This window comes from Planococcus antarcticus DSM 14505 (genome assembly GCF_001687565.2).
GTDB lineage: Bacteria > Bacillota > Bacilli > Bacillales_A > Planococcaceae > Planococcus > Planococcus antarcticus.
The window spans coordinates 515,689-527,528 of record NZ_CP016534.2; the positions used below are offsets into that span (position 1 = coordinate 515,689).

Annotated in this window: 13 protein-coding genes; 9 read left to right on the forward strand and 4 right to left on the reverse strand. The window is 41.0% G+C overall.

What is annotated here, in order from left to right:
• Window positions 1-10 precede the first annotated feature (10 nt).
• Both BBH88_RS02695 and BBH88_RS02700 read left to right on the forward strand, forming a co-directional pair.
• Window positions 11-292 carry a GNAT family N-acetyltransferase gene (locus BBH88_RS02695; protein WP_006830226.1) on the forward strand — a complete coding sequence of 94 codons (282 nt, stop codon included), beginning with the start codon at window positions 11-13 and terminating at the stop codon, window positions 290-292.
• A gap of 405 nt (window positions 293-697) precedes the next feature.
• Window positions 698-1,276 (forward strand): DUF4064 domain-containing protein, encoded by a 579-nt coding sequence (locus tag BBH88_RS02700; protein WP_006830225.1) that lies wholly within the window; start codon window positions 698-700, stop codon window positions 1,274-1,276.
• An 88-nt stretch (window positions 1,277-1,364) separates the two neighbouring features.
• Here the strand turns inward: BBH88_RS02700 and BBH88_RS02705 are convergent, their stop codons facing one another.
• Entirely contained in the window at window positions 1,365-1,856 is a 492-nt protein-coding gene (locus tag BBH88_RS02705) for a GNAT family N-acetyltransferase (RefSeq protein ID WP_006830224.1), read from the reverse strand.
• A 95-nt stretch (window positions 1,857-1,951) separates the two neighbouring features.
• Here BBH88_RS02705 and BBH88_RS02710 point away from each other — a divergent pair, with 95 nt between their 5' ends.
• Window positions 1,952-2,404 (forward strand): GNAT family N-acetyltransferase, encoded by a 453-nt coding sequence (locus tag BBH88_RS02710; protein ID WP_006830223.1) that lies wholly within the window; start codon window positions 1,952-1,954, stop codon window positions 2,402-2,404.
• A gap of 86 nt (window positions 2,405-2,490) precedes the next feature.
• Window positions 2,491-2,883 carry a hypothetical protein gene (locus tag BBH88_RS02715; RefSeq protein ID WP_006830222.1) on the forward strand — a complete coding sequence of 131 codons (393 nt, stop codon included), beginning with the start codon at window positions 2,491-2,493 and terminating at the stop codon, window positions 2,881-2,883.
• Window positions 2,884-2,920: 37 nt separating this feature from the next.
• Here BBH88_RS02715 and BBH88_RS02720 read toward each other — a convergent pair whose 3' ends face one another.
• Window positions 2,921-4,048 carry an MFS transporter gene (locus tag BBH88_RS02720; protein WP_006830221.1) on the reverse strand — a complete coding sequence of 376 codons (1,128 nt, stop codon included), beginning with the start codon at window positions 4,046-4,048 and terminating at the stop codon, window positions 2,921-2,923.
• 100 nt (window positions 4,049-4,148) lie between these two features.
• Here BBH88_RS02720 and BBH88_RS02725 point away from each other — a divergent pair, with 100 nt between their 5' ends.
• The 5 genes from BBH88_RS02725 to BBH88_RS02745 all read left to right on the forward strand — a co-directional run bounded on the left by BBH88_RS02725 (window position 4,149) and on the right by BBH88_RS02745 (window position 9,110).
• Window positions 4,149-5,048 carry a diacylglycerol/lipid kinase family protein gene (locus BBH88_RS02725; protein ID WP_238323389.1) on the forward strand — a complete coding sequence of 300 codons (900 nt, stop codon included), beginning with the start codon at window positions 4,149-4,151 and terminating at the stop codon, window positions 5,046-5,048.
• Window positions 5,049-5,527: 479 nt separating this feature from the next.
• The gene (locus BBH88_RS02730; RefSeq protein WP_006830219.1) at window positions 5,528-6,313 is read left to right on the forward strand and encodes a helix-turn-helix domain-containing protein; all 786 of its coding nucleotides are present in this window, start codon (window positions 5,528-5,530) and stop codon (window positions 6,311-6,313) included.
• 320 nt (window positions 6,314-6,633) lie between these two features.
• Window positions 6,634-7,413 (forward strand): membrane protein insertase YidC, encoded by a 780-nt coding sequence (gene yidC, locus BBH88_RS02735; protein ID WP_006830218.1) that lies wholly within the window; start codon window positions 6,634-6,636, stop codon window positions 7,411-7,413.
• 57 nt (window positions 7,414-7,470) lie between these two features.
• Window positions 7,471-7,710 (forward strand): hypothetical protein, encoded by a 240-nt coding sequence (locus BBH88_RS02740; RefSeq protein WP_238323466.1) that lies wholly within the window; start codon window positions 7,471-7,473, stop codon window positions 7,708-7,710.
• Between the two features lie 566 nt (window positions 7,711-8,276).
• Window positions 8,277-9,110 (forward strand): M15 family metallopeptidase, encoded by an 834-nt coding sequence (locus BBH88_RS02745; protein WP_065537325.1) that lies wholly within the window; start codon window positions 8,277-8,279, stop codon window positions 9,108-9,110.
• 87 nt (window positions 9,111-9,197) lie between these two features.
• On the opposite strand, the gene cls is transcribed toward BBH88_RS02745, so the two are convergent.
• A complete protein-coding gene (gene cls / locus BBH88_RS02750) occupies window positions 9,198-10,652 on the reverse strand; it encodes a cardiolipin synthase (protein ID WP_006830215.1) in 1,455 nt (484 codons plus the stop codon).
• Window positions 10,653-10,956: 304 nt separating this feature from the next.
• Window positions 10,957-11,787, reverse strand: coding sequence for a squalene/phytoene synthase family protein (locus BBH88_RS02755; RefSeq protein ID WP_006830214.1), 831 nt, complete (start codon window positions 11,785-11,787; stop codon window positions 10,957-10,959).
• Window positions 11,788-11,840 lie beyond the last annotated feature (53 nt).

Sequence of the window (11,840 nt, forward strand, 5' to 3'; positions counted from 1 at the left end):
AGAATGGAAGATGGATTTCAAATTGATTGAACTGGGGAGCGACGAATTTGCTTATCGCCTTGAAGAAGAAGGTAAGATAAAAGCGGAAATTACGTGGACAGAGCTGGCAAATGTTATGGTTATCGAACATACCTTTGTCGATGAAACGATGCGCAACCACGGCCTGGCCAAGAAACTTTTGGATCGGGCAGCAGACTATGCCCGTGAACACAGCTATAAAATAGAACCAGTCTGCTCTTATGCGGTAACGGCTTTTGATCGTTACAAAGAATACGATGATGTCAAAATATAAAGAAAATCTTTAGTGCGATGCATGTTACTGCTTCTGGTCAAAAAATAGAATAATGGGCATATGAAAAGCAATCCGCTGTCAGTCGAGTGGATTGCTTTTGCTAATTGAAGACTATGTATTTTTGTGTTCGGTACCTCCGGTTAAATGCTTGTCATTAAGAACACGATAGCTGTTAAAACTGAAGCTCCGCCAACACCGTACATGAAATCTGCTTGGCTAAAAATTATATTTTTTTCCATTATTTAGAACTCCTTTCAAATCTTTGTTGTTAATAAAATACCCTTCTTTTCGCTTTTTAAACAGGTTTTATTAATTTTATTAGGGGAACAGAGTAATATAGTAAGGGACCAAAACCTTAACTGTGCGTATACTCATGAGACATAAAAAAAGGAAGAGGTGGATTGAATGAATCAAGACATGGTGAACAGATCGGGAGAGAAAGTGCTTGGCATTATCGGAATTGTTTTTAATATTTTGGCAATTGCTTTGATCGGTGTTGCGATGGCGAGTTACTCGACTATGCCAGAAATGCGGCAGTTTATGGAAGATGAAATTTTGGCGGATCCAACTATAACAAACCCTGAAGACGTGCAAATAATGCTAGATATGATGTCTTCAGGCTTTACTGTTATGGGATGGGTGATGATTGCATTATTGGGATTAAGTACAATTTTGGCAATTATCGCTTTGGTTAATCTTCGCAAAAAAGGAAAAGCATCCGTTGCAGGTATTTTCTTTATCCTCGCTGGCTTGTTTGCGGGGCTACTGTCACCGACATCTATTGTTTTCTATATCGCTGCAATTATGTGCTTTGTCCGCAAACCACAGATACAGCACAAACAGAGCTTGCGCGATGATGACTTCAAGTACCAAGAAGATCAGCTTCATCGCAAAGAAGATTCAGTGCCCCGGGAAGAGGAGGTGCGTCGTGATGACACTACAACAACCCGCAACGATGACGATACGCCTTACCGCCCCTTGTAAAGCAGGCGTTAGTGCGACAACAAAAAGAGACGTTCAGGCAGAAGTGCCTGAACGTCTCTTTTTGTGAGTCTATGAAAAAATCAATTGCCTATAAGACAGCTGCTTTTAGGTCGTAGACATATTTAGTTGTTTGCAAAGGATGACCTTCAAATAATTCCTCAAATTCTTCGAGAAGTTCAAAGCCGTTTGCTTCATAGAAATTCCGGCCCTTCACGTTTTCGCTCTCTACGTATACGAAAAGTTTGTTGCCATTGAGCAGATAGCTCAAACCGCTGTTGAGCAATTGTTTGCCATAGCCCGAGCGTTGAAATTCCGGTTTCATGTAGATAGCAATAAGCTCAGCATCACCATCTTCATCCACTTTTGTGAAATTTGCGAAGCCGATGGGTTGTCCTTCGTGCTCTGCAAGCAATATAAGTGTTCTTTTTAAACGCATCTCCATCATTGGAGTAGAATAAGATTTATCCAGAAAAATTTGTTGGACTGTAGAGGGGATGATACCAGCGTACGTATCACTCCAGCTAACTTTAGCAATTTCTTGAACAGATGTGATATCTGCGGATGTACCAGTACGAATCATGTAATCACCTCTGGAATTCTTTCTGCAATCATATCAAAAAAAGAGTCCAATAGCCACTAATGTGGAATAATAGAAGTAAAGGGAGGCTGGAAAGTGTGGACTGGAAGATCTATCGATTTGATGAATTAACAGCAAAGGAATTATATGACATATTAAAGCTGCGAGTGGATGTATTTGTTGTCGAACAAAACTGTCCTTACCCGGAACTGGACGATTTCGATCAATTATCCATTCACTTGCTGTATCGCGAAAATGGCAACGTGTTGTCCTATGCGCGTTTGGTCCCGGGAGGCGTGAAATACGAGTTGCCTTCCATTGGGAGGGTCATCGTGCGTAAAGAAGCGAGAGGGCGTGGCTTTGCCAAGGAGTTGTTGGAGCGCAGCATTGATTACATATTGAACGAGTGGAATGCACCAGCGATTCAATTGCAAGGACAAGTCTATCTCCAGGAGTTTTACCAATCCTTCGGTTTCGAGCCTGTCTCAGACAGCTACGATGAAGATGGAATTCCGCATGTAGACATGAAACTTACGCGCAGTGAAATGTAATACTTTTGACATATAGAAAAGGATTAGCTTTATGAAAAAAGGGTAAATACTAAGCATTAGACAAAACAGATGGAGGAGTGTTGTAAATGGCAAGAGGAAGAGGTCTTTTATTAGCAGGATTGGCTGCTGGAGCATATGCATATTTCAAAAATCCTGAAAACCGTGAAAAAGCCACTAAGGCTTTCAATGATACGAAAGTGAAGGTGAATTCTTACATGGAATCTCAAAACTTGGACAAGAAAGAACATCCAACTTCAAAAAATGAAGATACGCCAGACACAACAGAAAAACGCAAAGAAAAAATGGTTGCAGAAGGCGGATCATCAGCAAGCATCCAATACTATAACGAGCAGCAGCAAAAGAAGAAAGACCAGGAAACTGGAGACGTAAAGCTGTCACCAAATGACGTAAGCAGTGAAAAAGCTGAAAATACGGCATCAGTTGATCCTGAAAATAAAATCAATACAGATAACCTATAAGAAAAAGGATGGTCCCGGACCATCCTTTTTACTGCCGTTATTTTCTGGAAGTTAGTATATTAAGTAATGAAGCAGCCAGCAATAATAAGCCGCTGACGATAAATCCCTGGTTAGGGCTTAAAGCCAAAGCGCCTGTAATGCTAGAACCAGCTACGACACCGATAGAAAAAAAGGCGTAAAAATAGCCATAGGATCGCCCTCTGGATGAAGTATTGGTCGAATCGATCAAGATGGAATTGATGGATGGAAACAATAGCGCAAAGCCCAGTCCGTAACTGCACATGCTGGCATACAGTGATAGTTCAGTTGTGGCTGCACTTAAAAAGAACAACGAAGCACCCATAACCGTAAATCCCGCAATTAACGTATAGATGGGCTTGGCAGCATCAAAAATTCGATTGATCGGCAGCAAGAACACCAAGATAGCCGAAATTCCGAAAGTACTCAACAGCAACCCGGTGAGTTGGGGATCTAATCCGAGCCGTTCGACTTTAAAAGGCAGCATATAAGCCAGAACACCTTGCGAGAACATCAGGAAAAAAGCGCCTGAAAAAGAACGGATCAAGCCACTGTTTTTTACGATATCCATCACGGAGATAGAGCTTTTGACAGTCTTTTCTTTTTTTATGGACGTTTTGCGCAACACCCAAAATGCCGCAATGCCAATGAGCAAAATCATGGTTCCGGTAAGGGACATGGTTGCAGGTACATCATTTCGGCTCGTATAGACAGCTCCATAAGCTGGGCCAAGGATTGCGGCTAATCCGACAAACGCACCTGATAATGCAGCCCCTTTTCCACGTTTGGCTGCTTCTGTTCGGTTGGCCAAGTAGGTAAATGCAGCAGGAACCGTAAGTCCAGCTGCCAGGCCGTGAAGAAATCTCACTACCAATAGAATATATGGTCCATCGACTGCGGTGTATGTAAACAATGTGATGCTTGTCGACAATAAGCCGATGACCAAAATGGCAAACGGCCCTTTTCGATCGGAGAATATACCGGAAATGACGTTCCCAAATGTGTTGGACAGCGAGTACATGCCAACTGCCAGTCCAGCGATAAAGGGGCTGGCACCCAAAGACACCGCATAGGTGCTCATGATGGGAAGTTGGGCAAATAGGTCAAAGAAAGCAAAAAATATAACAACATAGATGAAAAGGCGCAAGACAGTTCCTACTTTCTTGAAAAAAATCGCAGTTTTCTGGATTTTCACCCTGATTCGGGTGTAAAGATAGCTATAGCTGTATTATACCATCGGAGGTCTGATGATGAAAAAAGCAATGTTTATATTAAATCCGTCTGCCGGAAAAGAGCGTGCTGCTGAATATCGGGGGCAAGTGGAAGAAACACTTGTCTCGATGGGCTATGAAGTGGACACAAGGGAAACACAAAAGGAAAAAGATGCGACACATTTTGCGGCAGAGGCATGCGAGAAGGAATATGATTTCGTTGTGACTATGGGCGGAGACGGCACTATCAATGAGGCGGTATCTGGAATAGCTGAGCAGTCGCATCAACCTTTGTTTTCACTGATTCCACTTGGCACTGTCAACGATTTCGCCAGGGCTTTGGGAATTTCCTTGGATCCCCCGGAAGCTATCGAAGCGCTTAAAACTGGCTATGAAAAGCGAGTGGATATCGCCAAAGTTGGAGAACACTTCTTCATGAATATATTGGCAATCGGGGATATAGCTGAGTCTACTTATGATGTTGATCCGGAGCAAAAAACCAAATTTGGAGCTTTGGCTTATTTCATCGAAGGTGTGAAGGCTGTAACCACAGATACAGAAACATATTTTGAGATTGAGCATGACCATGGAACATGGTCTGGAGAAGCGAAGCTGGTACTAGTCGCCCTGACAAATTCAGTAGGCGGTTTTGAGAAATTAGCGCCGGAGGCTTTGACTGATGACGGTCTGTTGCACTTGTACATTGTGGGAAATGCGGCTCTTCCAGCCTTTATACGCATTGCAACTTCGGTGATAAGAGGCAAACTGGAAGAAGATCCTTCGGTAGAGGTCGTTCACACAACAAAAGTGTCGATTAAAACCAATGAACCTTTGTCCTCCAACATTGACGGTGACGAGGGCTGTAAGACTCCTTTTGTCATTGAAGTATTGCCCCGCCATATTCGGGCGTTGATTCCGCCGGGTGAGGACGAATAACAGTAGAATATTTTACCGGATGGATTTCAGGGTGTAAACGCTGAAATCCATTCGACTGCCAAGTGGGAATTTAAAGAAAACTGTACATGTTGAACTCATTATTCGTAATAAGAACGATTTTGTTATGGGCATTTCGAAAGCATTCGCCTGGATTGATTTCTTCGGTTAGCTAATCTTATCGAGTTGAAAAAGCTACCTCTTTAGTTCAACTTAGATATCTGTTTTCTTTGGTTTGTTTTCTATTCCTGTTAAAATTAAGTTTTATAGAATGAAATGAAACCTTTTTAAAACGATTACGTTATATATAGTATAAATTTTGTATTAAAACATTACTGATGGCATAAGAGGGGTTTTAGCTAATAGAGCAAATTGCACAAAAAAATTACAAAATTAGCAGCTTAACTCTATTATTTTAGATTATTTCAGTATATAGTTGAGATATTGTTGCAAAAACTTGTACAAAGAAAGACGGGGAAACAATGAATATTATCACAGCACCATCTATTCAAGAAACTATTTCAAAAATCTTTATGAACGAAACAGAAAATTTAAACCAAATTGAAGGGTTGGATAAATTTTTTGAAGTTGAAACACAATTAATGTATGAGATTCATCACCTTGAAAAAGAGCGTGCAAAAGAGACATTGAGAGAATTGATTGATATGCTCTCACTTCGTTCGGAAAAAGATATTATCCGCTCTATCCGCAATTATTACATCATCTTGTCTTCCGTTATGGCACGTAAACTTTATGAAATGCGCGTACCTCCTAAAAAAGCATTCGCTTTCAACTCAGCTTGTGTGGAATTGGTGGATAAGCATATGAATGATTCAGAATTCATGTTTGTGGCAGATGAACTGATTGAGTTCTTTGTGTCGATCATTTCTGAACGTAAGCAGCCTTCTTTCGGGCATCAAACAGTCAACAAAGTAGTTATCTATATCAATGATGAAGTAGAGCGTGATTTATCAGTCGAAGAAATCGCTAAGCATTTTAATATTTCGACGAGTCATCTATCCCGAATCTTCAGAGAACACGCCGGTATTACGCTTGTTGAATACTTAAACGTCCGCCGTGTAGAAGAATCTCAATACTACCTCCGCCATTCAGATAAAGGCATTTCGGATATTTCTAAGCAATTCCACTTCTGTAATCAAAGCTATTTTACACGAATCTTCAAAAAATACACTGCAGTCACGCCAAAGCAATTCCGTGACAGCCAGCACATTCCGTATTTTCGCTATACATTGCCAAATGCTAAGTAAGGAGAAGAAATTCTCCTTTTTTTCTTACTCATTTTTCAACGTGATCAAGCTATATGAGTCGAACTGAAGAATTCATATTTTCGAATGGATTAACAGGAACGAGTATAAGCTTCACTCCGGGCGGACGCATTTCAGCAAACCTGAAAGTGGAACTGTCTGCGAGAGTTCTCCAGTTAAGATAATTAGCTCTACTTGTCGTGCGGAAAGCCGTAATTTTGTCACAAAAATTAAAAAATCCAACAGTGTTTGCTTCATGGATTGAATTTTGCTACGCTTATCGTTATACTTCATAGTAGTTAAAAAAGGTGAAGGTGACTAATTTGAAAAAGAAAATCACATTATTAATAATGATGGCTGTTGCTGCTGTTCTATTAAGTGGGTGTTCGGCTGTTGAAAACAAAGAAGGATTCTTTTACTCGATTTTCGTTAAACCATTCGATTTCTCATTGGATTATTTGGGGGGATTGTTCGGCGGTAGTTATGGCATGGCCATTGTTGTCATTACGCTTGTCATTCGATTAGTATTGATGCCCTTTATGCTGCGCACATATAAGCGTCAGCAAGGAATGAAAGTGAAAATGGATGGAATGCGTCCTGAAATGGAAGACATTCAAAAGCGCTTGAAAGAAACGAAAGACAAAGAAGAACAGATGAAATTGCAGCAGGAAATGATGGGGTTATATAAAAAACACGAGGTCAACCCGTTGAATATGGGTTGTTTGCCTGTCGTTATCCAAATGCCAATTATCATGGGTCTATACTTTGCCATTCTTTACTCGCCAGATGTTCAAGCTCATGAGTTCTTATGGTTCAATCTGGGCTCACCAGATATCATTATGACTTTGATTGCTGGAGCAGTTTACTTTTTCCAGGCAAAAGTGTCGTTATGGACCATGCCTGAACAGCAGCAAAAGCAGATGAAGTTATTCGTTTACATTTCGCCCATTATGATCATGTTCATTTCATTTACATCGATGGCGGCTCTACCGGTTTACTGGGCAGTCGGAGGGATCTTGTTGATCATTCAAACCTTTATTGGCCGTAAATTCTATTCAAACCATCCAGAAAAAGCACTTGAAGCAGTGGAAGATAAAAAATAATAATGAAAAGCCGGCAAACATTGCCGGCTTTCTTTTTGGGGAGATGCTTACGTGAATATGAAACTCGTGCAAGGGATCGGAATTGCGCTTTTAAGTGTCACCGCATTAACTTTTCTGGTATTCGGATATCTTGACGTAGCTGTGCTGTTCATGACTATGCTGTTCGTCTTGACCAACAGCTTTCGTTATCGCCATATGAAGACGCTTGGCATGCACCGAGAAGCCAAGTGGATGCTCGTCATGACCATCATTTTTGGCGTTCTGTTTTTTGTCGTACTGGCAACTATTCTGGTATAGTAATGAAAAAACAGCGCATTCTCAGTTATTGAGAGTGTGCTTTTTTTGTATATTCGTACTTTTCTTTCATTCGTTCTTCGAGTAGTGTATCCAATTGTTTCATTAATGTCTGGATATCACATTTTGTTATTCGATCCAACGTTTCCACTCCTTACGTATTTGTACTCATTTGTTCGATAAAAATATAAGTCTTATGGGGGTCTAAGGTCAATTTAAATGTAAAATATATTGTTAAATACATACAATGAAAAGTAAAGTCAAAGAAATGGTATTGTACAAGTTGTATTAAAATATGGTTTTTTTAAACTACTAAAAGATTCAGATTAGAAGGAATAACCTACAAGTAGATGCTTTTCGAAAAGGTGTCTTGGATTATCACTGTATTGATCTCAAGAAACGGCTAAAGGGACTAGTAAATTTGAAGAACTACGCATATAGAGTTTTAAGATGATATTGTTCATTTCCAGGGGGCTTAGAGAAAATACTGCTCGTTGAAGAAGAAATTCAGCAATAAGAATGGTAGAATTATGAGGAAGCTTACAGAAGGAAGGACAAGCATGGATTTTATGGATAAAATTAAACAAAAAAACAAAAATTTCTATATAAAATGGATGGTGATTTCCATGTCAGCAATTATGGCTACTCTTGCAGCAGTATGGTTTTACATGCACGATTGGGATGTGGAGCAAAGCATGAAAGCATTGGCTGAGGCTGTGGCGATTGAAGAGCCGACTACAGAAATACCGAAGGAGGAAGTGGCAGTGCCAACTGAACCCGAAGAGCCGGAAACGTCGGAAGAACAACCGGCGGCAGAAGAAGAGCCTGCAGTAGAGAAGACACCGGATGCTACGGTCTATCCGGAAAACAGTAAATTACCTTCACAACCAACCTTGATAAATGGCGTGCTGCTTGCGAACAAGCAGCATCCATTGCCTGAAACTTATGCGCCAGGAGAAGTGGCGGAAGCGCGTACAGCTTTTGAAACGATGAAATCCGCTGCCGCTGAAGCTGGCCTCAATCTGTCGGCATTTAGCACCTATCGGGATTTTGCAAGGCAAAAACAATTGTATGAAGGCTATGTAGCGAAGGATGGCCAGCAAGCAGCAGACCGATACAGCGCGCGCCCTGGCTATTCCGAACATCAGACGGGTCTTGCATTTGATATCGGCGAAGCCGGACTGGAACAGCATTGGGCTTCTGCTTCCTTTGGTGATACCACAGGCGGCAAATGGCTGGCAACTAATGCCCATAAATACGGTTTTATTCTGCGCTATCCAGAAGGCAGCGAACAAATCACAGGCTATATGCATGAATCCTGGCATTTTCGTTATGTCGGCAAAGATATTGCCACAGAAATTTATCAAAAAGACATTACCTTGGAAGAGTATTTAGGAATTTAAGAAAAAAAGCGTCTCCGTTGTTCTCGGAGACGTTTTTCTATGGGCAAAATCCTACTACTCAGGGTTTGCGAAACCATTCCACTTTCATCATAAGATAGGTGCCAGCAGGCGAGCGATTGATTCTTTGGTTTTGATCATTCGCGTACGATCTAAATACATTTCGTAAGTCAATTCAGTCGAAAGCTTCACATCTCGATGGAAGAGTTCTGCAAGATCAGTAGATATCTTTTCATCGTAAATGAAGGCATTCACTTCAAAGTTCAATTTAAAGCTTCTAACATCAATATTGGCAGTGCCAACAGTGGATGCCTTATTGTCTGTCACAATCATTTTGGTGTGCAAAAAGCCATTATCGTAAATAAAAACGCGTGCTCCTGCTCGTAACATTTGGCCAGCATAGGAATAGGTAGCCCAGTAGACGAAAGGGTGATCCGGTTTGTTTGGGATCATGATGCGTACGTCGATGCCCGATAAGGCTGCAATGCGGATAGCGTCATAAAAACTAGCATCGGGTATAAAGTAGGGAGTTTGTATGTAAATATAGTCTCTTGCTAAGTGAATCAGCTTCAGGTAACCGTCTTTAATCTGCTCCCAATCTTCGTCTGGACCGCTAGAAACGATTTGCATGGAGGTATTTCCTTTAGCTGGTTTAACTGGGAAGAAGAATTCATCGTACTCGATATCGTGGCGTGTAGATGCCTGATTCCAGTCACGAACAAAGCGTGTTTGCAAAGGATGAAGTGCGCTGCCCTCGATGCGCAGATGTGTATCCCGCCAATAGCCGAATTTGCGGCTTAATCCAATGTACTCATCACCCACGTTAAAGCCACCGATATAACCGACCTGGCCGTCAATTACTGAGATTTTCCGATGATTTCGGTAATTCAAACGTGGATTGATAATCGGCAAAATTGAAGGGAAGAAGGTTTCAACTTCTCCACCGGCTTCTATAAGTTGCTTGAAATGCCGTTTACTCAAGCTGCGTGAGCCCATATCGTCATAAAGTAAGCGCACTTTGACACCTTCTTTTGCCTTCTCGGTTAAGGCATTGACAATCCGTGTGCCCAACTCGTCCAGTCGGAAAATATAGTATTGGATGTGAATATGATTTGTGGCTTGTTCAATATCCTTTATGAGCGAATTGAATTTTTCGCGACCATCATTGAATATTTGGACACTGTTGTCTTGAGTCAGCAAAGCGCCATTGTTCCGCAGGTGCAGGTAAATCAAATCTTTGTATTTTTTTGTATTGTAATCTTTAAATGCAAAGCTGTTATCGTGCAACTCATTCATTTGTTGAGCAATTAGGCTTTCAATCCCAATCCTTTTATTGCCTTTCCACTTAAAAAGTGTTTTTTTACGTAAACGTCTGCCTAAAAGCAAGTAAATAAAGAAGCCGAAAATTGGAATGAAAAACAATACCAGTAACCAAGCCCACGTAGAAGAGGCATCCCGTCTTTCAAGAAATACAAGAGCCGCTGCAAGAATGATATTGAAAATAAAAATCGCAGCAGTGAAAATACTGAAAATAGTAACAGTCATTGGAGTCCCCCTAACTTGCAAATCTTGTATAAGCTGAACTGAGCAAATCGACTTTTACCGATCATTCTAATTAATTGCTTTGGACGTAGCCCATACTAAGAAAGTGAAAGTTCAATCATCTTGCCTAAGCTGGCGTAATAACGAAGAAGTACGGAGTTCTCCATAACTTGCTGCGGCATATTGATAGGTAAAAGTCATTAGTTGACTCTTTATAAGCGAAATAGAGTAAAATTCCTAAATTTCACAAATCTTGCATTACGATTCAAAAAAATCCGACCTCTCAATAAAGCTGGGCCGGATAAATTTAACTTAAGCGTTCTTCTTGTTTTAACTGTTCGACGATACCTTCAACTTCTTGGCGACTCATTTTTTCTTTGCCGGATTTCAATGCTTTTAAAGTATTGTGGGCTAAGGCTAAAGGTACTTTGCAGAACATGAGAATCCGTTTATTTTTGATCGGTTTAACATAGAGGTCGGCTTTTGCCAAATTGTCTTTAGCATAGTTGAACATATCCTCGCGTGTCCATCCTTCTGGCACGAATGTTACGCCTCGCTCAAAATCCTCATCGTAATTCCGCAGCATGTTGACCGCCTGTAACCCGCGGCCAAAGGCAATGGCATGGTCTGGATCTGTTTCAGTGCCATCATACCAGTACCAGATGTCTGATAGCATGGTGCCAACAAGACCAGCTACGTAATAGGTATATTCATCCAGATCTTCTTTCGTCTTGATAACCCAATCTTTTTCCACCCATTTGGACATGCCGCCCGCCATAATGGCGGTGGATTCCATCACTTTTCCCTTTATATCTTCAGGGCATACGCTAATCCAGTCAGCTAAGCGCATAGTGACAGGAGGAAGAAACTGCTCATAGGGAGTGACGAGTTCCAAATAGTACGCTTCATCAAAATCTGTAGCCAGCATCTTTTGAATACTGCTTAGCAGCTTGATTTTTATCTGGTCTTCCAACTCTGGATGATCTTCAATTTCATCAATCGCCCGCATGCAAAGGTAAGCAGAGCCGACAGTTTTCTTTAAAGTTGGTTCCAAAAAGCTGATTGGGATGAAAAAGGTCCGGCTTGTTTCTTTTAGCATAACCAAGGACTCTTTTTGTAGATTCGAAACTTTGCTCATCTCAATTTCCTCCTGTTGTGGATTGACGTTACATACTATTATGTATAAAAACT